This window comes from Streptomyces sp. NPDC048506, from assembly GCF_040651315.1.
Taxonomy (GTDB): Bacteria; Actinomycetota; Actinomycetes; order Streptomycetales; family Streptomycetaceae; genus Streptomyces.
The window spans coordinates 44047-68984 of sequence record NZ_JBEZIX010000026.1 but is presented as its reverse complement, the minus strand read 5'-3'; the positions used below and the strand labels follow the sequence as shown (position 1 = coordinate 68984).

At 70.7% G+C, this 24938-nt stretch carries 18 protein-coding genes; 14 read left to right on the top strand and 4 right to left on the bottom strand.

The features are described from left to right. Positions 1-305: 305 nt before the first annotated feature. Together AB0C96_RS21955 and AB0C96_RS21950 are read left to right on the top strand one after the other, a co-directional pair. On the top strand, positions 306-560 hold the full coding sequence (locus AB0C96_RS21955) for an acyl carrier protein (protein ID WP_362919364.1): 255 nt from the start codon (positions 306-308) through the stop codon (positions 558-560). Positions 561-1160: 600 nt separating this feature from the next. Next, the gene (locus tag AB0C96_RS21950) at positions 1161-1733 is read left to right on the top strand and encodes a 4'-phosphopantetheinyl transferase superfamily protein (RefSeq protein ID WP_362919363.1); all 573 of its coding nucleotides are present in this window, start codon (positions 1161-1163) and stop codon (positions 1731-1733) included. 353 nt (positions 1734-2086) lie between these two features. On the opposite strand, the gene AB0C96_RS21945 is transcribed toward AB0C96_RS21950, so the two are convergent. Then, complete coding sequence (locus AB0C96_RS21945; protein WP_362919362.1) at positions 2087-3361, bottom strand: helix-turn-helix domain-containing protein; 1275 nt, start codon at positions 3359-3361, stop codon at positions 2087-2089. Positions 3362-3746: 385 nt separating this feature from the next. Here AB0C96_RS21945 and AB0C96_RS21940 point away from each other — a divergent pair, with 385 nt between their 5' ends. Further along, positions 3747-4988 carry an aldehyde dehydrogenase family protein gene (locus AB0C96_RS21940; protein ID WP_362919361.1) on the top strand — a complete coding sequence of 414 codons (1242 nt, stop codon included), beginning with the start codon at positions 3747-3749 and terminating at the stop codon, positions 4986-4988. Then, complete coding sequence (locus AB0C96_RS21935; RefSeq protein ID WP_362919360.1) at positions 4985-6715, top strand: thiamine pyrophosphate-binding protein; 1731 nt, start codon at positions 4985-4987, stop codon at positions 6713-6715. Before AB0C96_RS21940 ends, AB0C96_RS21935 begins: the two co-directional genes overlap by 4 nt. 618 nt (positions 6716-7333) lie before the next feature. Here the strand turns inward: AB0C96_RS21935 and AB0C96_RS21930 are convergent. Together AB0C96_RS21930 and AB0C96_RS21925 are read right to left on the bottom strand one after the other, a co-directional pair. Then, positions 7334-8170, bottom strand: coding sequence for an ABC transporter permease (locus AB0C96_RS21930; protein WP_362919359.1), 837 nt, complete (start codon positions 8168-8170; stop codon positions 7334-7336). 17 nt (positions 8171-8187) lie between these two features. Further along, positions 8188-8853 (bottom strand): DUF1707 domain-containing protein, encoded by a 666-nt coding sequence (locus AB0C96_RS21925; protein WP_362919358.1) that lies wholly within the window; start codon positions 8851-8853, stop codon positions 8188-8190. A gap of 334 nt (positions 8854-9187) precedes the next feature. On the opposite strand from AB0C96_RS21925, the gene AB0C96_RS21920 reads away from it, so the two are divergent. Continuing rightward, positions 9188-10435 (top strand): helix-turn-helix transcriptional regulator, encoded by a 1248-nt coding sequence (locus AB0C96_RS21920; protein WP_362919357.1) that lies wholly within the window; start codon positions 9188-9190, stop codon positions 10433-10435. Positions 10436-10493: 58 nt separating this feature from the next. Here AB0C96_RS21920 and AB0C96_RS21915 read toward each other — a convergent pair whose 3' ends face one another. After that, entirely contained in the window at positions 10494-10673 is a 180-nt protein-coding gene (locus AB0C96_RS21915; protein WP_362919356.1) for a DUF5708 family protein, read from the bottom strand. Positions 10674-11129: 456 nt separating this feature from the next. On the opposite strand from AB0C96_RS21915, the gene fabF reads away from it, so the two are divergent. From fabF to AB0C96_RS21870, 9 genes are all read left to right on the top strand, one after another. Further along, on the top strand, positions 11130-12389 hold the full coding sequence (gene fabF / locus AB0C96_RS21910; RefSeq protein WP_362919355.1) for a beta-ketoacyl-ACP synthase II: 1260 nt from the start codon (positions 11130-11132) through the stop codon (positions 12387-12389). Between the two features lie 65 nt (positions 12390-12454). Beyond that, the gene (locus AB0C96_RS21905; protein WP_362919354.1) at positions 12455-13213 is read left to right on the top strand and encodes a GNAT family protein; all 759 of its coding nucleotides are present in this window, start codon (positions 12455-12457) and stop codon (positions 13211-13213) included. After that, on the top strand, positions 13210-15894 hold the full coding sequence (lanKC, locus tag AB0C96_RS21900; RefSeq protein WP_362919353.1) for a class III lanthionine synthetase LanKC: 2685 nt from the start codon (positions 13210-13212) through the stop codon (positions 15892-15894). The genes AB0C96_RS21905 and lanKC overlap by 4 nt, the downstream gene beginning before the upstream one ends. Continuing rightward, positions 15891-15977, top strand: coding sequence for a class III lanthipeptide (locus tag AB0C96_RS21895; protein WP_199812551.1), 87 nt, complete (start codon positions 15891-15893; stop codon positions 15975-15977). The genes lanKC and AB0C96_RS21895 overlap by 4 nt, the downstream gene beginning before the upstream one ends. A 288-nt stretch (positions 15978-16265) precedes the next feature. Continuing rightward, entirely contained in the window at positions 16266-16352 is an 87-nt protein-coding gene (locus AB0C96_RS21890) for a class III lanthipeptide (protein ID WP_199838955.1), read from the top strand. Between the two features lie 118 nt (positions 16353-16470). Next, entirely contained in the window at positions 16471-18459 is a 1989-nt protein-coding gene (locus AB0C96_RS21885; RefSeq protein ID WP_362919352.1) for an FAD/NAD(P)-binding protein, read from the top strand. Positions 18460-18642: 183 nt separating this feature from the next. Beyond that, on the top strand, positions 18643-19059 hold the full coding sequence (locus AB0C96_RS21880; RefSeq protein ID WP_362919351.1) for an SseB family protein: 417 nt from the start codon (positions 18643-18645) through the stop codon (positions 19057-19059). After that, positions 19060-19683 (top strand): hypothetical protein, encoded by a 624-nt coding sequence (locus AB0C96_RS21875; RefSeq protein ID WP_362919350.1) that lies wholly within the window; start codon positions 19060-19062, stop codon positions 19681-19683. Further along, positions 19680-24416 carry a putative T7SS-secreted protein gene (locus AB0C96_RS21870; RefSeq protein ID WP_362919349.1) on the top strand — a complete coding sequence of 1579 codons (4737 nt, stop codon included), beginning with the start codon at positions 19680-19682 and terminating at the stop codon, positions 24414-24416. Before AB0C96_RS21875 ends, AB0C96_RS21870 begins: the two co-directional genes overlap by 4 nt. Positions 24417-24938: the final 522 nt, after the last annotated feature.

Genomic DNA, 24938 nt, shown 5'->3' with positions numbered 1-24938 from the left:
ACGTTGACAACCTATCCGACCTCCAGTTGACTAGAATAGTCAAGCACAGTCATGAGAGTGACTCTTGTGTCATGGAGGATCCCTGTGTCGCGCCGGAGGTGGCGGCAGCGGTCCTCGCGGGCCACCGGGCCCGAGCCGGGCCGGACCGACGCCGGTACGCGCCGCCCCGCTCCGCCCTGCCTCGCTCCGTGCGTCCCGTACACCCCGAACGTCCCGTACACCCCGCGCCCCGCGGCCGACCCGCATGGCCCCGGGGCTCCGCACCCGACCCGTAACACCCCGCATTACGCAGAGAGGTGGCCGTGATGACCGTCCCGACCCGCGAAGAGATCGTGGCTCAGCTCGCCGAGATCCTCAACGAGGTGGCAGGCGTACTGCCGTCCGAGGTGACCGAGGAGAAGTCCCTGGTCGAGGAGTTGGACGTGGACTCCCTGGCGATGGCCGAGGTCATCGTTGTGGCCGAGGAGCGCTTCGGGATCGCCCTGCCCGAAGAGGAGATGAAGGACATGCGTAGGGTTTTGGACATAGTGCTCCGGGTGGAGAAGCAGTTGGCCTCCTGAGGCGTGCCCGTGCCGTGCGCCCCGCGCCGGACCCGTGTCCGGTGTGCTCCTGCCGGGCCCCGCACCGTCCGGCAGGAGCACATGCCCCCAAGGCTTTTGAAGAGAAGTCAGATTGCGTGCAACGGTGGATCGGGGCAGTTCGCCAACGGATCAACCACTCTTCAACGGGGGGTCGGACCCTGCTCGATCCGCTGTCGAAGTGAGGCCCAAGGGCCCTGACGAGGGCTTGACTTGGCGAAATGTGGTAATGATCGACAGTAAACCTAAGTTGATTTTCGGCCGTTGCTTGTTGACGCAGGCATAGACCAGGGTTACCTTGAGGATCTCCGGAGGGTAAATCAAATCGACTCAGTGCACTGCTTTCTCGGGCGCAATCTTCCCGTGGAAAGGAGACATGGTGCGAGGGGATCTATGCGGGGGGACGAGCCTTTCTGTGGCGCGCACTCACTCAACCATGAGGGCAGTATCGAAACTCCGGCGAAAAGTGCAAACGTGCCTGGTGGGGGCGGTGTCCGGCGTACATGCGCACCCTCCGAATTAGCCGACGGATTCTTACACATATTCTCGCCCGCAGTCGGCGACATTCGCGAAACCGCGTGTTTGGCCGACTTTCTCGGCCGATTACTACAGTGCTCTCCCGCCGATATTCCGGTCATTCGCGACGGCTTCGGCCGCCCGGTGTCCGCCGAACCGCCCGCCGTCACCGGCTGGCCTCCCGGAGCCCGGCTCTGCCTCGGCATCGCCACGGACCGGGACCGGCAGCTCCTCGCCGTGACCCGGGACCTCCCCGTGGCCCTGTCCGTGCACACCGTGCCGCACGGGCCGATCGGCGAACTGCTGCTCCCCTTCACCCCGTTGGAGCGCCGCTACGTACAGGAGTCCCCTGCGGCCCGGCGGGCACACCGGCTGGCGCAGCTGTGGACCCGTAAGGAGGCGGCCCTGCGGCTGACCGGCCGCGGTGGTCTGGCCACCGCCGACGAGATCGACGCGCTGAGCGAGGCACGGGACGGCAAGGTCGTGGTCCCCGCGTCCCTGGCCTACCCCGGAGGGGTCGCCTACGTCCGGGATCTGCCCGCCGGCCCCCGCGCGGTGGCCTGCGCGGCCACCGCCGTCCCGGCCCCCGGCGTCCGCATCCGACAGCCGAACTCCCTGGACCCGCACGCCGGTCCGTAGTCCGTAGTCGAAGGCCCGTAACCGAGGCGCGTGGCCGAGGCGCGTGGCCGAGGCGCGTGGTCCGCAGCCGAACGCCGAGGCCGCGCCGAGGCCCGCTCGGTCCTTGCACCTAGGGGGTGGGGGAACACATTCCGTAGGGGTTAGGTGCACCCCTTGCGGGCCACAACGGGACCGGGACGGACGGTATTCCTGCGGCAAGGCAAGGCAAGGCAAGGCAAGGGCACGCCACCGTCCGACTCGTCAGGGCGAGGGCGTGCCCCCCCGTGCGACTCGTCAGCGCGGGAGAGGAACGGCCTACGGCATCAGGAGCGGTCTACGGCAGTCAGGAGCGGTCTACGGCAGTCAGGAACGGCCTACGGCATCAGTACCGCGTGCGGGTCCGGGCCCTCGCCTGTGCGGCCGCCGGCGCTCAGCTCGCGCCAGCTCTCCAGCGCCAGCCGGAACGCGCCGGCCCCCTCGTACCCTTCGGCCGCCAGCTTGAAGTCGGCCTCCGCGGCCTCCGCGGAACCCTCCGCGCGGTGGGCACGGGCCTTGTGGAGCAGACAGCGGGCGCGGTCGAGCGGTGCGAGCTCCCCGGCGTCGAGGTCGATCGCGGCGGCGTGTTCGCCGGCCGCGATGGCCTGGTGGTGGCGGAGCGCGCCGGCGGTCTCCAGCACGGCCAGCCAGGTCCGGGAGGGCGGCGTGTCGACCAGCGCGACGGCCTGCCGGGCACGCCCCAGCAGGGCGTCCGCCTCGTCGTCCGGACCCGCCGCGAGCGTCAGCAGCGTCCGGGCCCGGGCCAGCCGCAGCCGGAGCCGTACCCCGTCGGTCGTGGCGAGCAGCTGCTCCGCCTCGGCCATCAGCTCCAGCGCCCGGTCGGGGTGTCCGCCCAGATACGCGGCGCCGGCCACCGCCCACAGGGCGCTCGCCCGCAGTTCACCCGCCGGCAGGGGGGCGATCTCCGCGTCCAGTTCCGCCCCGAGCTGCTCGGCGCGGCTCCACTCCCCACTGTCGACGGACGCGGACAGCAGCGCCACCTGGGCCTGCGCCCGCTCCGGGCGGCCGGGCTCCAGCTCGCCGGTGACCCGGACCGCCTCCTCGGCGAAGCGCACGCCCTCCGCCAGCCGGCCCGCGGCGCGCAGCAGCTGGGCGAGCTCGATCGCGACCCGGGCGTGCAGTACGGGGGCGGTGCGGGTGAGCGGGTCGTCGAGCAGTTGGCGCAGCGCGGCTTCGTGGCGGGCGGGTTCGTCGAGCCGGCCCAGGACGGTGGCCAGCTCCCAGCGGGCCTCCCAGCGCACCTCGTCGTGATCGGTGCCAGCGGCCTGCTCCACCACGGACTCCAGCTGCCGCCGGGCCGCGGGCCAGTCACCGGCCAGCTGGCTGGCCCGGGCAGCCACCAACTCGCCGACCAGACCGAGCCGCTGGGCCAGCCGGTCGCCCGGCTCCTCGGTGGCGCTGAGCGCCTCGACCGTCGTGCCGAGCCGTTCCGCGATCGACCGGGCGATCTTGGCGCCGGGGACTCTGCGGCCGTTCTCGACCAGCGAGACGTAGCTGGGGGAGAGATCGTCCCCGGCGAGGTCCCCCTGGGACAGACCCTGAGCGCGCCGGACCTCCCGCACTCGCTTCCCGAAAGCAGGCTGCTCAATCACCAAGAAAAACGCTCGCAGTTGAGTTGGGCGGACGGACGGTGGCGGCGGAGGGACGGCGCCCTACGGATGGAACGTGGTGACGGGGAGTCTACTCACCGGCGGGCCGCGCAGGGGTGCGTGTGGACGACCTTCCTCCCTTCGGGGAGTCATTTTTTGTCACGTACGGAGGAGGGTATTCCCCTTGCTCGTCCGTGGGCATCGCGACAGCTGAGAGGCCAGCTCGGCGGCTTTGCGCAGGGGAGAGCGGTCGCTCGACAGGGTCGTGGAGAGATCGGCGACGCGGCCGTTTGTCATATGGGTGAGTCGAGTGCAATGACTTTACTTGACAATAAATGACAATTGGCTGACGCTGACCCTCCATGGACTACGCCCCGAGGAGGGACACATGAGCTCCGCTCCCGCATGGCCGACCGTGGCCGCCGAGCCGGAGGACACCATCGACAGCCGACGTGCGGCGGCCGTGCAACGGGTCCGGGACTTCCTGGTGAACGATGCCGGCACCGTGCACGAGCTGCTGTGCGAGATCTCCACCCACCGCGCCGCGCGCTACGAGATCGAGTCGACCGTCGCCACCCTCGACGGGGCTCTGGACGAGGTGGCCACCCACCGGCCCGGCCGGGTCCCCCGGCTGGCCGCCTTCATGCCGTCGAACGTCATCCTCTACTCCTACGCCCTCTACCTCCTGGTGCCCGCCCTCTACACCGACCGCCTGGTCTTCCGCCCCTCCAGCCGCGTCAAGGACCAGATGCGCCGGCTGCACACCCTGCTCGCCGAGCAGCACGGCCTGCCCATCACCCTCACCACAGCCAGCCAGCGGGAGTTCCTGCACGACGACGTGCTCCCCGCCGACGTCGTGGTCTTCACCGGCGCCTACGCCAACGCCGAGCAGATCCGCGCCCAGCTCTCCCCCGGCCAGCTCTTCCTCTTCCTCGGCTCCGGCGTCAACCCGTTCGTGGTCGCGCCCGGCGCCGACGTCGAGCGGGCGGCCCGCGACGCCATCGCGATCCGGGTCCTCAACACCGGCCAGGACTGCCTGGGCCCCGACCTGTTCAGCGTCCACGACTCGCTCCTCGACCCGTTCGTCGACGCCCTGGTCAGCGAGCTGAAGGGGCTGCGCTACGGCCCGTACTCCGACCCGGACGCCGACTTCGGGCCGATCTTCTACGAGAGCGCGCTGGAGGACGGCGCACAGTTCCTCGCCCGCAACCGCGCCGGCATCGTGCACGGCGGACACGTCGACTTCCGCGCCCGCCGGCTCGACCCCACCGTCGTCGTCGGCGAGGAGGTCACCCCGCGCAGCCAGGTACCGGAGTTCTTCGCCCCGATCTTCAACGTCGCCGGATACCGCGACGAGGACACCCTCGCCGCGACCCTCACCACCGGTATGTTCACCGAACGCGCCCTGGGCTCCAGCGTCTACGGACACGCCCCCGCCCTGGTCGAGGCGCTCCGCCGGCGCACCACCGTCACCCTCGACACCACCCTGCTCTCCATCGACGACGGCAACGCCCCGTTCGGCGGCTACGGCCGGATGGCCAACTACATCTCCGACGGCCAGGACGTGCGCGCCGAGCCCGTACTGATCTCCAAGGCCGTCGCCGCCTACCGGCCGGGAGCCGCCCGATGACCACCACGACCCACCCGACCGCCTGGGCCGCCCTCGCCGACCACCTCCGGCACCTCGGCACACGGGCGGTCTTCGCGCTGCCCGGCGACGACATGGCGCTCCTCGGCGAGCTGGAACGCGCCGCCGACATCCGCGTGGTGCTCTGCCGCGACCAGCGCAACGCCGTCTTCATGGCGACCGGCTACGCGCTCACCACCGGCCGCCCCGGCGTCTGCGTCATCGGCAAGGGCCCCGCGTTGACCAATGCGCTCACCGGCGTCCTGGAGGCGCGCTCGGCCGCCGCGCCGCTCCTCCTGATCGCCGACGGCACCCGGCTCGACCGGCTCGGCACCGGCGCCTTCCAGGAGCTGGACCAGCTCACCGCGGTCCGCCCGTACGCGAAATGGGCGGTCCGCGTGGACCACGCCGACCGGCTGCCGGCCGCGCTCGACAAGGCCACCGCCCTCGCCGTCAACGGCACGCCCGGCCCGGTCTACGTCGAACTCGCCGAGCAGATCGCGGCCGAGCCGGTCACCCGCAACGGGCCCTGGCGCCCCGCCACCCCGCAGCGGCCGGGCCCCGACCCGGACGCCCTCGCCGCCACCGCGGAGCGCCTCGCCGCCGCCGAGCGGCCGCTGCTGCTGGTCGGCGGCGGGGCCCGGCACCGCAACGCCGGCCGCCGCATCGAGCAGCTCGCCGAGCGCCTCGGCGCCGGCCTGTTCACCACCGCCTCCGGCCGCGGCACGGTCGCCGAGGACCATCCCCTCTACTGCGGCGTCAGCGGCCTCTACACCGTCGCCCCGGCGGATGCCCTGTGGCAGGAGACCGACCTCGTCATCGCGCTGGGCAGCCGCCTGGAGGAGACCGCCACCTTCGGCTGGCCCGAGGACGCGTCCCAACTCCCGGTCATCCAGGCCGTGGTGGACGAAGCGGGTCTCGCCATGGAGCGCCCCGGCGCCCACGTCCTCGGCGACGCCGGCCGGATCGTCGACGGCTGGACCGAGCTGCTGGCCGACCACCGGCCGCGCGGCGCCTGGCCGGAGCGGATCCGTACGGTCCGGGCCGCGCTCGCCCGGCGTGCCGCGGACCGTGCCGAGGAGGCGGCCAAGCGGGTTCCGGACGGGGCCGTCCCCGTCGCCGACGTCCTGGCCGCCCTCGACCGGGCCGTCCCCGCGGACCGGGTCCTGGTCCAGGAGAACGGCCTACAGGACATGTGGTCGTACTACTTCCCCCACTACGCGCTCGCCGTGGGCGGCGGCTCCGTCGTACCCAGCGAGCAGACGCCGCTGGGCTTCGGCGCGGCGGCCGCGGTCGGCGTACGGCTCGCCGAGCCGGCCGGGCGGCCGGTGGTGGCGGTGGTCGGCGACGGCGCCTTCAACCTCTTCCGCAGCGAGCTCCCCACCCTCGCCGACGCCGGCGTCGCCGTCCTCTACGTCGTCCTCGACAACGGCGGTTACGGCTGGCTCCAGTCCAACCTCGACCGCGTCAGCGGCCCCGCGTCGCGCTTCGCCTTCACGGCCGCACGCCGCTCCGGCAACGAGGGCCTCGCCGACGCGCACGGCTTCGACCACGTCCGGGTGACCTCCCCCGCCGAGCTGCCCGCCGCGCTGACCGCAGCATGGCGCCGGGTCTCGGCAGGCACGACGGCCATCGTCGAGGTCGCAGTCGCCCTGGAGGACACCCCACCGGGGATGGCGGAGTCGGCGGGGGACTTCCCCGTGCGGGAGCCCTCCGCTGCGCTTGGCTGACCTCCCACGTTTTTGGCTTTCCCGCCGTGGCCTGGCGGCCGGCGCTCGCCCCACGTTGTTGGCTTTCTCGCCGTTGCGCCTGCGGCGGGCGGTGCCGCTGCGCGGGGCTGTTCGGCTGCGGGTGTGGGCCTGCGGGGCTGGGTGTCCGGACTGCTTCGCTTTACGTCCGGAAACCCCGCCCCTCCGGCCCCCACCCTCCCGTGGGTGGGAGAGAAAAAGGCCGGTGGGGGCGCGCACGGGTGGTCCCCTGCCCGCAGTGAACTGACGGCGCCCGCCCCCACCGGCCTCTCACCACCCACTCACGGGAGGGGACGGGCCGGAGGGGCAGGGGTGTGGGACGTAAAGCGAAGCAGTCCCACACCCCTGCCCCGCAGGCCCGTCACCGCACTCAACAACCCACGCCCGCCGCAGGCGCAACGGCGAACAACCACCACGGCGGGAAAGACAACCACGTGGGGCAAACGCCGGCCGCCAAGGCCATGGCCATGCCCTGGCCCGACCGGCACGGGGGAGCCAGTCGAGACCAGGGCACGGCTTCTTCGTGCGGAGGGAGCCACGCCTGCGGCGTGACGGCCGGCGGCGTGACGGGGGATGCGCTCCGCTCCGTACGGATCGGTGTCAGGTCTTGGTCTTGGTGCGGAACTTGGCGACGGCCAGCGGTGCGGTGACCGCCGTGAGGCCCAGTGACCACAGCAGGGTCCAGGTCACCGGGCCGGCCACCGGGCCCTCGCCGAGGGCGAGTCCGCGGGCCGCGTCGGCCATGTGGGTCAGGGGGTTGAGCCGGGTGAAGGCGTGCAGCCAATCCGGCATGGTGGCCGGTGCGACGAAGATGGACGAGCCGAACTCCAGGGGCGTCAGGACGAGGACCGAGAGGGCCTGGATGGACTGGGCGGTGCGCAGGGTCAGGCCCAGCAGCATGAAGATCCAGATGAGCGAGGTGCCGAAGACGGTGGTCAGGGCGATCGCGCCGATGATGCCCGGCCAGCGGCCGGAGAAGTCGAAGCCGAGCACCGCGGCGAAGAGCAGCAGGACGGTGATGGCGACCAGCATCCGGCCGGTCTCGACCACGATCTTGGCCAGCAGCACCGAGGAGCGCGCGATGGGCATCGTGCGGAAGCGGTCCATCAGGCCGGTGCGGAAGTCGTCGTTGATGCCGGTGCCGACGGCCATGGCGATGGTCATGCCGAGGATCACCATCAGGCCGGGCACGAGGAACGCGGTGTACTCGTCACGGGAGCCGTGGGCGCCGATCGCTCCGCCCAGGCCGAAGACGAAGAGGACCGTCAGCACGATCGGCATCAGCAGTGCGTCGGTCATCGACCCGGGGTTCTGGCGGATCTGTAGCACGTTGCGGCGGACCAGCGCGCCGGTGTGGCGGGCCGTGGCGCGCAGGCCGATCCGCCCCTCGTCGACGAGCGGGACGGTCGGCTCGGGCGTCAGCACCTGGGACGACATCTCGGCTGCTCCCCCCGTCAGGCCCGGGTGCGGCGGTCGTCGAGCCAGCGCTGCCAGTACGTGCGGCGGTCGCTGCTGGGGTGGGCGACGATGATGTCGCCGAAGACGGCGGAGCCGGTGATCCGGACGAGCGGGGTGACGGCTTCGGGGCCGGAGTGCTCCCGGGTCAGATTGCGCAGATCGCCGAGGACCTTGCTGCAGTTCATCTCGACCCGGACGCCCTCGGGGAGCAGCAGGTGCACGTCGCCGACGATGGCACGGGCCACGATGGTCAGCTCGCCGGTGGGCGGGGCGGGGGAGGAGCACAGGTCGAGGGTGAGGTCGCCGAGGACCGCGGTGGCCTCGATGCCGTGCTCCAGCGCGGGGCTGTGGTGGATGAGGTCGCCGAACGTGGCGCGGAAGACGCGCTGCCCGTTGGCGGCGCCGGCCGGGTCGGGCGGGGTGACGTGCGGCAGGTCCTCGCCGACGGAGTTCAACTCCTCGCGGGTGCGGGCGAGGTAGGCCGCTTCGGAGCGCTCGGCCAGCTCCTCCAGGGTTAACCGGCCTTCCGCGGTGGCTTCCCGGAGCCGTTCGACCATCTGCTCGCGTTCGGCGTCCGATGCCAGGACCGCACGTGACGATGAGGAGGGTGCGGTGGTCGGGGCCGGATCCTTGTGCAGATCGGGGCGTTGCGGCTGGGTCATGGGTGGTGCCTCCGCGGTTTCGGCGGTGGGGTGGGGCGTTGGTGCCTCATCCGACCACGTACCGGGGGGCGCGGGCATCGCCGTGGGGTAGTACATCGAAAGGCTGACCTGGATGCAGGGTGCACACAGTTCGGCGTACTCGGCGGCCGGTTTTCCCGCCCGGGGTGTTCGTCGAAATGATCTCGGCTGGTCCTGGTGAAGACCGGTGAAGAAAGCCCAATATCGGTCGACTTCTTCTTGACTACTTGGTAAAGTGCCAGCACTCATTGTGACTCGCCGATTTGATGCAGCCGGCCGGAGTCATCCACCGTTCAAAATCCGGAGGGCTTGTCGAATGCCTGAGCTGGCGGACACCGGGCGGCGAATCAAAGAGCTTCGGGTCAGCGCGGGAATGACACAGCACGACCTTGCCGGGTCCGAAATGTCGTCCAGCTACATCTCGCTCGTCGAACGCGGGAAGCGCATTCCCAGCGGTCGGGCGCTCAAGATCCTGGCGGAACGACTCGGGGTCGGGGTGGAGGAAATAGCCGGAGGTGCCGAACCGGTCGAAACCGCCGGCCGGGTCCGCCGGCTCGATCTGGTCGGACGATTGGTGGCGGCCCGCCGGCAATGGGAGGGCGGCGACGCCGAGGGCGCGCTGTCGGAATTCCGCGCACTGGCCGAGATTGATCCGGCCGGCCGACAGGACGACGTATTTACCGAGGCGCAGCTCGCCATTGCCGAAATACTGGGCACCCTCGGACGCGCCGACGAGGGCGCCGGGGTGCTGCTGCGGATGCTGGACGGGCTCGCCCCCGCCCCGTACGCCGAGGCCCGGCTGCGCGCCCTGATCGCGCTCGCCGATCTGCTGGAGTCGGCCGGCCGGGTCCAGGACGGGCTGCGCTATGCGCTCACCGGCTCCCTGGAGTGCGCCGACCGGCGCTCCGCCACCGGGTTCCACTCGCTGCTCGTCCTCGACGTGCTCACCCGCTGCGCCTACTGGAGCGGCTGCCCGGAGTGGGCGCCCGCCGTGGACCACGGGCGGCCCTCGGCGGACGGGGTGTTCCCCGGGCCGCGCGCCACCATCGACCTGCACCGGGCGCTCGACCTGCGCGACCGGGGGGAGATCGAGCGCGCCGCGGCGCTGCTGGGCACCTGTGCGCGCCGGGTCACCCCCGCGGCCGGCTTCCCGCTCTGGGAGAAGATCCACGGTCGGTACGCCCTGGTGTTGCTGGAGCGCGGGGAGACCGCCGCGGCGCGCAGCATCGTCGAGCGCGGCCTGGTGGTGGCCTCGGTGGGGCAGGAGCCGGACTTCCCGCTCTGGCTGACGACCGCGGACGCGGTGTGCGCCGAGGCGGTCGGAGACCTGGACCGGTTGGCCGCGCTGGGTGCGGAGGTGGCCGCGCTGCCGGACGCCGGCCGCAGTCATGAGAAGGCCGCCGCGCTCGGGGAGATCGCGGCGGCGTGTGCGCGGGTCGGGGACCGGGAAAGGGCGGCCGGGCACTTCAGGTATTCCGCCGATCTGTTCCGGCGGGCCCAGGCGTACCGGCACGCCGAGCGGGCCCGGGAACGGCTGGCGGACCTGATCGAAAAGCGCGACTGACGCGCCGACGACAAAAGCGCCGAGCGCCGCAAATGCCGCTATTGCCGGCAATGCGGGCTTATTTATTCGACTTCTTTCCGAGGCCCAACAGCGCGAACAGTGCCTCCGCGCCACCGACGATCGCCAGGATGAGCCCGGCCTTGTGAAGCGAGACGATCGGCGTCTCCACTTCCTTTGTGGTCAGCCACAGGATCAGGCCGACGATCGCCAGAACAATTCCTACCGCAATACCCTTCATGAGTTCCCTCGTCCCTCGTGGCGGTGCCCCGCGGGCTGTCGCGGGGGCTGGTTGTATCCACCAGCGTCCCGGTGAACGGGTGCCTTCGGATCATCCACAGGTAGGCACTTTCCGCCCCGGCGCCTGTCACTTTCTATGTACTCCGGGCCCTACCTGGGGGTCGGCCGGGCGCCGGCCCCGCTCCCGGCCCCGCTCCCGGCGCCGGCCCGCCGGGTGCGGTCAGCGCCCCGCCGACGGCAACCGCCGGGACCCTACAGTCAATTTTCATGACTCTGGAAGTCATGATCCTGAGAGCGTTTTCGCTGGTGCGGGGCCTGATGTCAGGGCGCAAGACATCGGCTCGACTGACTGGTTGATCGGCAACCTGTTGACAAGCTGATGACTCACCTGTCATGTTTCTGGTCATGAGGACGCCCCGAGCGTGACAACGGGGCAGAAAATCAGGAGGCGGGTTTCATGGAGTTACGCACGGATCGGCGGCGCGTCGTCGTCACCGGCTGCGGCGTGGTGTCCCCCGTGGGAAACACCACTGCGGACTTCTGGACCGCCCTGCTCGCCGGCCGCAGCGGAGTGCGCCCCATTACCCGCTTCGACGCCTCCGGCCTTCCGGTCCGTATCGGCGGTGAAGTCACCGGATTCGACCCGGCGGACTACCTCACACCGCAGGAGGTCCGGCGCACCGACAACTTCACGCAGTACGCGGTGGCCGCCGCCGTCCAGGCGATGCGGGCCGCGGGCCTCGCGTCCCCGGCCGGTGTCGACCCGTACCGCTTCGCCGCGGTGATCGGCTCCGGCTACGGCGCCGCCCACGCGATCCAGCAGCAGTACGACGTCCTCCGGGACCGCGGCCCGCGACGGGTCTCCCCGTACCACTCGGTCCTCACCGCCATCGACCACCCGGCCAGCCTGCTGTCCATCAAGTACGGCATCGGCGGCCCCAGTTGCGCGGTCTCCGCGGCCTGCGCCACCGGCGCGGTGGCCATCGGCGAGGCGGCCGACCTGATCCGCCACGGCCGCGCCGACATCGCCCTGGCCGGCGGCACCGACGACTCGCTCACCGCCGTCGACCTGGCCGGCACCGCCAACGCCCAGGCCCTCTCCCGCCGCAACGACGACCCCGAAGGCGCCAGCCGCCCCTTCGACCGGGACCGCGACGGCTTCGTGATGGCCGCCGGCGCCACCGTCCTGACCCTGGAGGAGGCCGGCCACGCCGAGCGTCGCGGCGCCGAGATCCTCGCCGAGGTCGCCGGCTACGCCACCACCACCGACGCCCACCACGCCACCGCACCCGACCCGACCGGCGCCGGCGCCGTCCGCGCCATGCGCGGCGCCCTCGCCGACGCGGGCTGCGCCCCCGAGGACGTCGGGCAGGTCAGCGCGCACGGCACCGGCACCGTCCTCAACGACCGCATCGAGGCCGCCGCGCTGCGCGAGGTGCTCGGCCCCGACCATCTGCGCCGGACCCCGGTGACCGCGGTCAAGAGCATGACCGGTCACATGCTCGGCGCCTCCGGAGCCGCCGAGGCCGCCGCCGCGGTGCTCTCGCTGCGGGACCGCACCATCCCGCCGATCCGCAACTGCGACCACCCCGCGGAAGAGGACCTCGACCTGGTCGTCAAGGGCGCCCGCGCCTGGGACGGGGACGTGGTGCTGAGCAACTCGTTCGGCTTCGGCGGCCACAACGCCGTCCTGGTCCTCAGGCGCTACCGCGCATGACCCCGTACGCGCCGTCCGGCGCCACCCCCGCCGACCCACGAGACCACTGAAGGAGGAGACGCACCATGCAGGGACGACTGGTGACCTTGGAATGGCCCGGCGACGACGACTGGGCCGCGATCGCCTCCTGGCTGCGGCCCGGCTCGCCGGCGGCCGTGCTCAGCGGCGACTGGGAGCTGCTGGGCGCCGCCGAGATCGAGCAGGCCAACCGCTCGGGACGGGTCCACAACCTGGTGATCCGCACCAAGGACGGCGAACGCATCGGCACCGTCAGCTACCAGCGGTCCGGCCGGATCGGCGGATACACCGTGGGCGGCGCGATCGGCTCGCCGGAACTGTGGCGCCGAGGGTACGGCGCGGAGGCCGTCGTGCTGCTCGTCGACTACCTCTTCCACCAACTCGACGCGCACCGCGTGCAGGTCACCACCGCCGGCTACAACAAGGGCATCATCCGGCTGATGACCAAGACCCCGTTCACGGTCGAGGGCATCCTCCGGGACCACTGCTACCTCGACGGCGAGTACCACGACGCGATCGTGTGGGGGCTGCTCCGCGACGAGCACTACGCGTCGCTCAAACCCAGCGAGGACAACCGCGTACTGGCCGTCGGGCTCGACGACTTCATCTCCGAGGACGACAAGACGCAGGCCCGCGCCGTGCTCGCCGCGCACCTGGCCACCACCGGCCGCACCGCGCTCTCCGCCTACCTCGACGCCGCGGACGGCCCCGCCGACGGCCCCGCCCGGACCACCGGGCCGCACGCCGCCGACCGGCCCGCCGACCAGGACGCCGCCGAGGCCGCCGCCGAGCGAGGTGCCGCATGAGAGACGGCGCCGAGAGTTTCGCCCTGGCCGACCGCACCTTCTTCGACTGGCCCGGCAACTGGGACCTGGAAGCCACCCGCTTCCCCGCCCCGCCGCTCCCCGACGGCTGGACCCGCGACGACAACGAGGCCTGGACCTTCTGCCGCCCGCCCGAGGACCGGCTCCCCGACCAGGGCTGGAAGATCCACGTCAGCGCGGCCCCCGACGACGCCGAGCGCACCCTCGCCGACGTCGCCGGGTACTGCACCCGGCACGGCATCGCCTTCAAGTACCTCAAGAGCGCCAATGTCCTGCGCGCCCTGAGCCGCAAGTACGCCCAGCGCTCCTCCGCCGGCAAGCTGCTGACCGTCTACCCCGCGGACGAGGCCGAACTGGCCGCCGCCCTCGAAGGGTTGGACACGCTCGTCGGCGGCCGTCCGGGCCCGTACGTCCTGACCGACCTGCGCTTCCGCGAGGGCCCGCTCTACGTCCGCTACGGCGGATTCCGCACCCGCTACGTGGAGGACGCCGACGGCGACCTGGTCACGGCCTTCACGCGCCCCGACGGCACGCCGGAGCCGGACCGCCGCACCCCGGTCTTCCACACCCCCGACTGGGTCACCGTGCCCGACGTCCTCAAGGAGTCGCTGGCCGCCCGGCAGGCCCTGGACGACTTCCCCTACCGGATCACGGGTGCGCTGCACTTCTCGCACGGCGGCGGCGTCTACCGCGCCGAACCGGTCGGCGATGCGGCGCTCGGCGCCGGAGCGCGCAGCGTCGTCCTCAAGGAGGGCCGGCCGTACTCGGGTACCGACGGCGTCGGCCGCGACGCGGTCGCCCGGCTCGCCCACGAGCACGAGATCCTGACGCGGCTGGCCGGACTGCCCGGCATCCCCCGCACCTTCGGCACCTTCGAGGTCCGCGGCCACCTGTTCCTGGTCCTGGAGGACATCGAAGGGCAGGACTTCCAGTCCTGGCTCGCCGGGATCTACCCGCTGACCGTGCCCGAACCCGACGAGTCGGCGGTGGCCGCCCACCGGGACCGCGCCCTGGCCCTGTTCGCCCGCATCGAGCAGCTGATCGCCTCGGTGCACGGGCGCGGCATCCGGATCGGTGACCTGCACCCCGGCAACTTCATCATCCAACCCGGCGACATCCCCGTCCTGTTGGACTTCGAGGTGGCCGACGCGATCGACCGGGCCACCCCCAGCAGCCTCGGCGCCCCCGGCTTCCACCGGGCCGACGCCACCGGCGCGGACGGTGACCACTACGCACTGGCGGCCATCGCGCTGTGGCTGTTCCTGCCGCTCGCCGCGCTCTGCGGTCTGGCCCCCGACAAGGCGTCGGCGCTGCTCGACACCGCGGCCCGCCGGTTCGGTCTCCCGGGCCACCTGGTGGCACGGCTGGCCCCGCAGCTCGCCCCCAACGACAACACCACCTCCCCGCTCCGCTCCCCCCAAGGCACCTTCCCACCCTCGGACGTGCTCGCCTCCCTCGGCCGCGGGCTGCGCGACAGCGCCACCCCGCACCGCACCGACCGGCTCCACCCCGGCGACTTCCAGCAGTTCGCCGAGGGCGGCGCGGGCTTCGGACACGGCGCTGCCGGCGTCCTGTGGGCCCGCCACACCGCCCTCGGGGAACGCGACGAGGCCGGCGCGGCCTGGCTGCGCGCCGCCGTCGACACCGTCCCCGCCGAACGGATCGGCTTCTACGACGGTCTGCACGGAATCGCCTACGTGCTACGGGAGTTGGGCGACGACGAAGGAGCCCTGCGGGCCCTCGACCGGGCCGCCGACCGGCTCTCCGTACGCCACTGCCCCAGCCTCTACCGCGGTCTGTCCGGCGTCGGCCTGAACCTGCTGCACTTCGCCGACGCGCTGGACGACGACGCCCTCCGCCAACAGGCCCTCGGCCTCGCCGACCGCGTCACCCAGCGGCTCGCCGCCGCCCGCACCGAACCCGTCGAGCACAAGCGCCGGCGCGGTTCCACCCACGCCGGCGGGCTCATGTACGGCTGGTCCGGACCGGCGCTGTTCCTGCTCCGCGCCCACCAGGCCACCGGCGACCCCGGCCTCCTCGACGAGGCGGTCCGGGCCGTCCACCGCGACCTCGACCGCTGCGCCCCAGGACCGCAGGACACCCTTCAGGTCGACGAGGGCTTCCGACTGCTGCCGTACCTCGACAACGGCAGCGCGGGCATCGCCCTGGTGGCGGCCGAGCTCCTGCGCCACCGCGACGACGCGCGGATCCACGACGCCCTACCGGCCCTGCTACGGGCCTGCTCCTCCGACTTCGTCATCGAAGCGGGGCTGTGGGGCGGACGCGCCGGCCTGATCGGCACCCTGGCGACCTTGCGGGAGTGGGCCCCCTTCTCCCCGGAGACCGCCGAGCGGTACCACAGCCGCCATCTGACCAACCTTCACCAGCACGCCATGACGCTGAACGGCGCGACGGTCTTCCCCTGTGACGGCCGGGCCCGGATCTCCATGGACGTGGCCACCGGCGGGGCCGGCGTACTGCTGGCCCTCTCCGCCGCCGAACGGGGCACCCCGCTGCTGCCGTTCCTCACCGACCCGCGATCCGCCGCGGCCGTTCACTCGGCCGTCCCGGAGCGCGCCCGCGGTGCCCATGGCACCGCGACCCCCACCGCCCGTCCGGGGCGGCGGGCACTGCGGAGGACGGAAAGGAGGTGTCGTAAATGACCATCATGGATCTTCAGGGTCTGGAGGTGCCGGGCGAGCGTGAGGCCCAGGCTCTCGGCTCCACCGTCAGCACCGGCTGCTGATGTGACGCCGGCGGGACGTGCACCGTCATTGCACGTCCCGCCGGCCCCAGGTGCCCCGCAACGGCACCAGGGACATCAGTACCGCCGTATCGCTGTCCACCGTTCCTGCTCACCCCCGGAGGGAGGTGTCGTAATGACCATCATGGATCTTCAGGGTCTGGAGGTGCCGGGCGAGCGTGACGCTCAGGCGCTCGGCTCCACCGTCAGCGGCGGCTGCTGACACCGAGTTCGGTGTCCACCTACGCACTGTACGCATAAGGATCGAACAACGGAAGGGAGGGGTTTGAGATGACCATCATGGATCTTCAGGGTCTGGAGGTGCCGGGCGAGCGTGACGCCCAGGCGCTCGGCTCCACCGTCAGCGGCGGCTGCTGACACCGCGCCCGGTGGTCCCGTGCCCCCGGCACGGGCCACCGGGCTCTCGCTTTGCACCTGCGCCACGTCTCTTCGCACCTACGCCACGTCCGGACCGCGGCCAACGGACGGAGTCCAGTTGAACGACCACACGGGCCCCGCCCGCTCCCTCTGCGTCATCGGCTGCGGCCCCCGCGGGGCCTCGATCGTCGAGCGGATCCTCGCCAACGTCCCCGCCCTGTACGGCGACCGGCCGCTGGACCTGCACGTCGTCGACCCGTACCCGCCCGGCGCCGGCCGCACCTGGCGCACCGACCAGCCCGGCCTGCTGTGGATGAACTCCGCCGCCGAGCAGGTCACCGTGTACCCCGACGAGAGCGTCTCCTGCGCCGGCCCACCGCGCCCCGGCCCCACCACCGCACGCTGGCTGGACGGCCCGCTGCACGACGGCGGGTACGCCGCCCGCCGCGACCAGGGCCACTACCTGCGGCACTTCTTCGAGACGGTGACCGCCGAGCGGCCCTCCTCGGTCCGGCTCCACGTCCACCGGGCGCGGGCGGTCGATCTGCGCCGCACCACCGCCGACGTGCGCCGCACCACCACCGCCGGCGGCACGGCACCGGCCGGCCGTCAGCAGGTGGTCCTCGACTCCGGCGAACCGCCGTTCCTCGCCGATCGTGTGGTCCTCGCCCAGGGCCACCCCGACGCCCTCGCCGAACTCACCCCGGCGGGCCTGACCCGGATCGGCCCCGGCCCCGCCGACCCCGACGCGCTGGACCGGATACCGCCCGGCGCCCCGGTCCTGGTCCGCGGCCTCGGCTTGGTCTTCATCGACTGCCTGGCGCTGCTGACGGAGGGCCGCGGCGGCCGCTTCGACCGCACCCCGGACGGCCGCCTGCGCTACCTGCCGTCCGGCCGCGAGCCCCGGCTGTACGCGGGCTCCCGCCGAGGCGTCCCCCTGCCACCGAAACCGGCGCGCGCCATCCCACCGGACCCGCCGTCCGGGCGGGACTCTTCGGCCGCTCCTGTCGCTCCCGCCGCTCCCGTCGCTTCCGTCTCTCCCGCCTCTCCCGCGGCTCCCGCCTCTCCCGCGGCTCCCGCCTCTCCCGCGGCTCCCGCCGCCCCGCGCTTCGCCACCGTCGAGGCCTGCCGGGCCCGGCTCTCCCGGCCCGGCGCCACCTTCACGCGCGACGTCTGGCCCCTGGTGCTGGCCGAACTGGGCTGGTGCCACTACCGCGTCCTCTTCGCCGAGCAGCCCGCCTGTACCCGTATGACCTGGGACGACTTTGACGCCCAGTACGCGCTCCTGCTCACCGACGCCGGCCGCCTCGACAAACTCGCCCGCGCCGCGGTCCCGGACCCCGCCGACCGCCTCGACCTGGACCGACTGGCCGCACCCCTGGCCGGACTGCGCTGCGCCAACGCCGACGTTCTCCAGCAGCACCTGCACGCCCACCTCGCCGATGTGCTGCGCCGCCGCACCGGCCCGGCCCGCGCCGTCGCCGCCGCGCTCGTCGACGGCCTTCAGCGCACCGGCGCGGTCATCGAGGAGCTGTGGCGGGCCGGCGACCTGACGAGCCATCAAGTCAGCGAGGCACTCGCCCACTTCACGCTCGGCACCTACCTGAGTTCGGGGCCGCCGCCGCTGCGCGCGGAGCAGCTGCTGGCGTTGGCGGAGGCCGGGGTGGTGGTGTTCGTGGGGCCCGAGATGCGGGTGGAGACCGTGACGGTGGAGGCGGCGGGTGCGACGGAGGCCGCGGGGGCTGCGGGAGTGTCGGGAGCTCCCGGGCTCTTCCGTGCGAGCAGCCCGGCCGTGCCCGGCACCGTCCACGAGGCGGCCATCCTCCTCGACGCCCGCCTGACGTCCCCCGCCCCCGACCGGATCGCCGACCCCCTGCTCCGCGCGCTGCTGTCCCGCGGCGAGTTGGCCGAGGAACGCACCGAGGACGGGGCCGCCAGCGGCATGCTGCGCCTGTCCGGCGCGGACCTGCACCCGGTCGACGCGCATGGCACCGCACACCGCGACCGCATCATCGCCGGCCCGGCCCAGTTCCCCCGCCCGGGCACCGACGCCGTCTACTTCCGCCAGAACGACGCCATAGCGCGCCGGCTGCTCGCGGACGACTGAGCACGGGTACCCCTCCCCACCCACCGCCACCTACATATTTGAAATCAAAAGAAACCGGCGGTCGGTTTTCTCGCGAGTGTCCCCAACGGCATTGTCAGTGCCGTATGCCAAAGTGGGACCAGTAGTTGAGTAGCTCAGCAGTTCGGAAGCTGGGTGGGGATTCGGGGGAGGGTTCGTTCCGCCATGTCATTGGCCGACGAGATAGCGGCAGTTCACGCAGGACAGCCAAATCCAGCCGCATTGGTGGGTGAATTCCGCCGCACCCACGTCCTCCTCCCGACGACGGACGACGCCTTCATGTCTGCGGAGTTGGACGGTATTCGCTGGCTCTACGCCTTCACGGACGAGGAGGCCCTCTCCCGCTTCGCGCTCTCCCGGGGCGTCGAGCCCGGTACGGAGTGGCAGTACGTGACGGCGTCCGGCGCCCGGGTCCTTGACGTGCTGATTCCTGCCATCGAGGGCCCCACAGGAGTGGCGCTGGACGCGGGCAGTGAGCAGGGTGCCCTCTTCCCGCCGGTGTCCGGAATCGTCCCCGACAGCGCAGCAGTGGACATACCGGATGACGATGCCGTGGACGGGATATCTGGGGGGAATGCATAAATGGGTGTGATAGGTGGACCCGGGTATCAGCTCGAACCCGAGGCCTTCGAGGAGATCACCAAGGGCATCAAGGCGGCAACCGCCGAACTGAAAGAGCTGGGCTTTGACATCGAGGCCCAACTCGGTCGCGGTTTCGACAAATTGTCCCTGGATAGCGTGGAATGCGGCGACGACGGCCTGGCCGCCGTACTCGACTCCTTCTGTGACCGTTGGGGCTGGGGCGTCCGCACGCTGATGCAGGACGCCAACGAGTTCTCCAAGAAGCTGGGTCTGACGGCCGGCATCTACTACGAGCAGGAGCAGTACGTCTCGGACGCGCTCAAGCAGACGGTGAACGCGGCGATGGGGGACCCGACCAAGACCGCAGAGCAGCTGCACAACACGTCCTGGGGCGACATCGGCGCGGACAACATCTTCACCCAGGTCAAGAACGCCGACTTCGACCCGACGTCGGAGGCGTCGATGGAGGCGCAGCAGAAGGTGAACGACGCGGCGGAGGGGTTCCTCCAGGACGCCCACTCCGTCCCCGACCGGATCACGCATCCCTTTGACGACCCTGCCGAGGTCAAGACCGAGTTCTACGAGTCGAAGAAGTCCGACCATCAGGGGGGTAGCAACAAGTGAGCTGGCTGGGGGACTTCGCCAACAAGGTCGGCGAGGGGGCGAGCGAGTTCACCGATGCGGTGGAGCGCGGTGCCGGTGAGGTCGTGGAGTTCGGTGCCGACAAAGCGGGGGACGTCCTGGACGCGGTCGGGGCGGACGGCGCCGCCGATGCTGTCCGCTCCGGTGGCGACAAGCTCGCCGGTGCGCTGGGCGCCCACGTCGACGAACGCCAGCTCGGTGAGACCGAGGACCCGAAACAGCTGATCCACGGCGACGTGGAGAAGATCAACGAATCGGCGTCCCACCTGAAGGACTTCTCCGCGGCCTTCGACCGGGTGGCGGACGGGATGCGCAAGATCGGCTCGCACGGTGGCTGGGGCGGCAAGGCCGCCGACGCCTTCCGTGAGAAGTTCGACATGCACCCCAAGCAGTGGATGCACGCCGCCGACGCCTGCGACCACGCCTCGAAGGCGCTGAAGTCGTATGCGGAGACGGTTTCCTGGGCGCAGGGCAAGGCCGGTGACGCGATCGAGAAGTACCGCAAGGCACAGGAGGCCGCGGAGCGCGCCCAGGACGCGTACGAGACCGCGTACGACAACTACCGGGAGCGTCACTCGGCCTACGCGTACCTCGCCTCCCAGGGCAACACCAATGCCGGCCCCGAACCGCAGGCTCCCAGCGAGCCCGGTGACGTGGGCAAGGAGGGCCGCGAGGCGGCCGAGGACATCCTCAAGGACGCCCGCAGCCAGCGCAACGAGGCCGCCGAGCGGGCCCGCAACGCCATCAAGGCCGCCCTGGCCCACGCCCCCGACAAGCCCGCGTTCACCGACCTTGCGGGTGCGGCGCTGAAGGACGGCGGCAAGGCGTTCGTCGTGGAACAGATGCACCTGGCCGGCGGCGCATTGAAGGCCGGCGCCGAGACGCTGAAACTGGCCCGCACCGTCAACCCCCTCGACCCCTACAACCTCACCCACCCCTGGCAGTACCTCTCCAACACCAGCACCACGCTCATGGGCCTGGCTCAGTCCACCCTGCACCCGATCGACACCGCCAAGGGCATGCTCGGCTCCGGTTGGGGCAGCGACCCCTTCGACTCCTTCAGTGCCCTGGCAGTCAACGTCGTCGGCGGCAAGGGCGCGGGTGGGTTGGCGAAGGGCGCGGTACGGGCTGGGGCAAAGGACATCGCCGAAGGCTGGGCGCGACACGCCGCCCGGAACGGCGGCAAGATCACCGTCCGGGACCGGGCCCGTATCGCCGCCTGCAAGATCTTCGGCAGCGACCCCATCGACATGGCCACCGGCCGGATGCACCTACCGCAAACGGACATCGCTCTCCCCGGCAGCCTGCCCCTGACCTTCACCCGCACCTTCGAGTCGTCCTACCGCCAGGGCCGCTGGTTCGGCCCGACCTGGATGTCCACGGTCGACCAGCGCCTGGAGATCGACGCCGAGGGCGTCATCCTCATCGGCGAGGAGGGCAACTTCCTCCTCTACCCCCACCCCGCCGTCGGCGTCCCCACCCGCCCCGTAGAGGGCGACGGCGCCCCGCTCGAACTCACCCCCGACGGCGACTACTTGATCGTCGACCCGGTGACGGGCATCCGCCGCTACTTCACCACCTACACCGATGACCTCGCCGTCCTGGACGAGATATCCGACCGGCACGGCAACCACCACACCTTCGACTACACCGAAGACGGCACGCCCACCGCCATCACCCACAGCGCTGGCTACCGCCTCCTGCTCACCACCGACCAGGGCCGCATCACCGCCCTCCACCTCGCCGGCGCAGCCCCCGACGGCACCGACCAACTCCTGGTCACGTACGGCTACGACGAGCACGGCAACCTCGCCACCGTCACCAAGTCCTCCGGCCTGCCGCTCCGCTTCACCTATGACGACGCCTGCCGCATCACGTCCTGGACCGACACCAACAACAGCAGCTACCACTACGCCTACGACGAGTCGGACCGCTGCACCTCACAGGGCGGCATCGCAGGCCACCTCCGCGGCGAGTTCACCTGGGGCGACCCGGACCCGACAACCGGCCTGCGCACCAACCTCCACCGCAACTCCCTCGGCCAGATCACCACCTACCAGGTCAACGACCACCACCACATCGTCGCCACCACCGACCCGACCGGTGCCACCACCCGCACCGTCCGCGACGCCGCCCACCGCATCCGGTCCACCACCGACCCCCTGGGCCGCACCACCACCATCGACTACGACGACACCGGCCGCCCCCTGACCGTCACCCTCCCCGACGGCACGACCTCCACCACCACGTACGACGCCGATGGCAACCCGGCGACCGTCACCGGCCCGGACGGCACCACCTGGACCCACACCTACGACGCCACGGGCAACCGCACCTCCTCGACGGACCCACTGGGCGCGACCACCACCTACACCCACGACGCCCGCGGCAACCTCGCCTCCGTCACCGACGCCCTCGGCAACACCACCCACCTCTACTGCAACAAGGCGGGTCTACCCCTCTCGGTCACCGATCCCCTTGGCGCGGTGACCCACTACCGCCGCGACGCCTTCGGCCGCACCACCTCCGTCACGGACCCCCTGGGCGAAACCGTCCACATGGTGTGGACGGTCGAAGGGAAACTCGCGGCCCGAATAGACCCCACCGGCGCCACCGAGGAGTGGACCTACGACGGCGAAGGCAACCGCCTCACCCACACCGACGCCATCGGCCAGACCACCCACTACGAGTACGGCCACTTCGACCTGCTCACGGCCCGCACCGACCCCGACGGCGTCCGCCACGAGTTCACCCACGACACCGAACTCCGCCTCACCCAGGTCACCAACCCCCAGGGCCTGACCTGGAACTACGCCTACGACCCGGTGGGCAGGCTGCTGTCGGAGTCAGACTTCGACAACCGCACCCTCACCTACGCCCACGATCCGGCCGGCCAACTGCTGACCCGCACCAACACCCTCGGCGAGGTCACCAGCTACACCCGTGACATCCTCGGCCGCATCACGCACAAGGACGCCGCAGGCCTTGTCACCACCTACACCCACGACGCATCCGGCAACCTCCAACAGGCCGCCAACCCCGACGCCACGGTCACCTACACCCGTGACGTCCTCGGCCGGGTGAGGTCCGAGTCGGTCAACGGCCGCACCATGACGTTCACCTACGACGCCCTGGGCCGCCGCACCTCCCGCACCACCCCCACCGGCCACACCACCACCTACACCTACGACGCCGCCGGCAACCGCACCGCCATGGACATCGCCGGCCACGTCCTCACCTTCGACCGCGACGCCGCCGGCCAAGAACTCACCCGCACCATCGGTGACACTCTCCAGCTGGCCCACACCTGGGACGCCATCGGCCGCCTCGCCACCCAGTCGCTCACCACCGTCGGTACCAGCACCGCCCAAACACCCCACACCGCCGCTACAGAGGTGCAGAAGGTCCTCGACCGCGCCTACACCTACCGCCCCGACGGCAACCTCACCGCGATCGACGACTCCCACACCGGCCGCCGCACCTTCGACCTCGACCGCGCCGGCCGAGTCACCGCCGTCCACGCCACCGACTGGACCGAGACCTACGCCTACGACGCGGCTGGCAACCAAACCCACGCCACCTGGCCCGACCGCCACCCCAACCCCTCAGCCAGGGGCGAGAGGTCATACGAAGGCACTCGCATCACCCGCGCCGGTCGCATCCGCTACGAACACGACGCCCTCGGCCGCGTCACCCTCCGCCAAAAAACTCGCCTCTCCTGCAAGCCGGAAACCTGGCGCTACGCCTGGGATGCAGAGGACCGCCTAACCTCGGTTGTAACCCCCGACGGCACTACCTGGCGGTACGTCTACGACCCCTTCGGTCGCCGAATGGCCAAACAGCGGTTGGCAAGCGACGTCTGCACGGTCGTAGAGCAAACCGACTTCACCTGGGATGACGCCACTCTCGCGGAACAATCGACGTATGCCCCCGCCGCGCGAGATGCCGTCACCCTCACCTGGGAGCACCAAGGCCTAACGCCGGTTACTCAGGTCGAACGCAAGACCACCGCGCCATGTGTGTCCCTCGGCTCCCAACAGGTCATTGACGAACGCTTCTTCGCGATAGTTAGCGATTTGAACGGCAGGCCAACAGAGCTGGTCTCTGACGTGGGTGACATCGCTTGGCTCACCTGCGCCACGCTCTGGGGCACCATCACCTGGAACAGCAATGCAACGGCGTATACGCCCCTGCGCTTCCCTGGCCAATACTTCGACGCAGAAACCCAGCTCCATTACAACGTCCATCGCCACTATGAGCCCACCACGGCCCGCTACCTTAGCCCAGACCCGATCGGCCTCGAAGCCGCTCCCAACCCTGTCGCTTACGTCAATAACCCTCACAGGTGGAGCGATCCTCTTGGTCTAACTCCGTGCCCCTCAGGGTTCACTGATCTTGGCGGAGGACAGTATCGATCTCCGGAGGGGTTGGTGTACGGCCCTGGATCTAAACATGGCCATCGTGTGGACCACGTTATGGAACATGCTGCGCCTGACCCTACGAAGCCCAAGCATAGTGTTTTTAAGAACCCTGGCCAGGAAGATGTCCTTAAGCTTGTGGATGAGGCATGGGCAAAGCACGGTTCACCCATGCCCGACGATCCCGATGCGTACGTCGTGCCTATGGGTAGAGTGGTCGGTACAGCTGGCGAGAGAAATATGAAACTTGTGGTGACCCCGGCGGGTAAAGTAATCACCGCTTTCCCTTGGGCCTGAAAGGTGATTTTGTCGTGATTTGGTGCCCCCGTTGCGACCAGGGTTGGGTTGCAACTTACCGTGTAATCGATCATCCAGAAACTATTAGGGTGTGCGAGGAATGCGATACGGTCTGGGAGGATGGCGATCCTGTAAATACGCCCCCCTTCTTGTATCTCGAAGACTACCTGGCGAGGTTTGGGAAGGGGCCGCTATGGTCTAATTTGGAGCGCCTCGAATGCAATTCAGGTGAGTAGCTATGTGCGCGTACTAATTCAGGTACGCGTTCATTAAGGGAAATGGGGCCGCCGGTGCGGGCCTTCTTGATGAGAAAGTGCCCGTTGGTGTCCTGCTTGGCCTTGAAAAGCTGGACATGGGCATGCGCGTCGTACATCGCTGGTGTGATACGCGGCGCCCTGGCGATCGTCAGCGATTACCGACGCGGGTTGCACGGCCAGTTTCCATAGGGCCACATGCTGCACTATGTCCCTGCCTTGTCTCGACCCTGCAAGCCCGGATGTCAACCGAGGAGGTCACTGCCGA

What these genes read in the sequence shown, in the direction of transcription:
- AB0C96_RS21925 (WP_362919358.1), bottom strand. Translation starts at nt 8,853, where the DNA reads ATGACCCAGCCGCAACGCCCCGATCTGCACAAGGATCCGGCCCCGACC.
- AB0C96_RS21890 (WP_199838955.1), top strand. Translation starts at nt 16,266, where the DNA reads ATGACCATCATGGATCTTCAGGGTCTGGAGGTGCCGGGCGAGCGTGAC.
- AB0C96_RS21875 (WP_362919350.1), top strand. Translation starts at nt 19,060, where the DNA reads ATGGGTGTGATAGGTGGACCCGGGTATCAGCTCGAACCCGAGGCCTTC.
- fabF (WP_362919355.1), top strand. Translation starts at nt 11,130, where the DNA reads ATGGAGTTACGCACGGATCGGCGGCGCGTCGTCGTCACCGGCTGCGGC.
- AB0C96_RS21905 (WP_362919354.1), top strand. Translation starts at nt 12,455, where the DNA reads ATGCAGGGACGACTGGTGACCTTGGAATGGCCCGGCGACGACGACTGG.
- lanKC (WP_362919353.1), top strand. Translation starts at nt 13,210, where the DNA reads ATGAGAGACGGCGCCGAGAGTTTCGCCCTGGCCGACCGCACCTTCTTC.
- AB0C96_RS21955 (WP_362919364.1), top strand. Translation starts at nt 306, where the DNA reads ATGACCGTCCCGACCCGCGAAGAGATCGTGGCTCAGCTCGCCGAGATC.
- AB0C96_RS21915 (WP_362919356.1), bottom strand. Translation starts at nt 10,673, where the DNA reads ATGAAGGGTATTGCGGTAGGAATTGTTCTGGCGATCGTCGGCCTGATC.
- AB0C96_RS21930 (WP_362919359.1), bottom strand. Translation starts at nt 8,170, where the DNA reads ATGTCGTCCCAGGTGCTGACGCCCGAGCCGACCGTCCCGCTCGTCGAC.
- AB0C96_RS21940 (WP_362919361.1), top strand. Translation starts at nt 3,747, where the DNA reads ATGAGCTCCGCTCCCGCATGGCCGACCGTGGCCGCCGAGCCGGAGGAC.
- AB0C96_RS21920 (WP_362919357.1), top strand. Translation starts at nt 9,188, where the DNA reads ATGCCTGAGCTGGCGGACACCGGGCGGCGAATCAAAGAGCTTCGGGTC.
- AB0C96_RS21935 (WP_362919360.1), top strand. Translation starts at nt 4,985, where the DNA reads ATGACCACCACGACCCACCCGACCGCCTGGGCCGCCCTCGCCGACCAC.
- AB0C96_RS21880 (WP_362919351.1), top strand. Translation starts at nt 18,643, where the DNA reads ATGTCATTGGCCGACGAGATAGCGGCAGTTCACGCAGGACAGCCAAAT.
- AB0C96_RS21895 (WP_199812551.1), top strand. Translation starts at nt 15,891, where the DNA reads ATGACCATCATGGATCTTCAGGGTCTGGAGGTGCCGGGCGAGCGTGAG.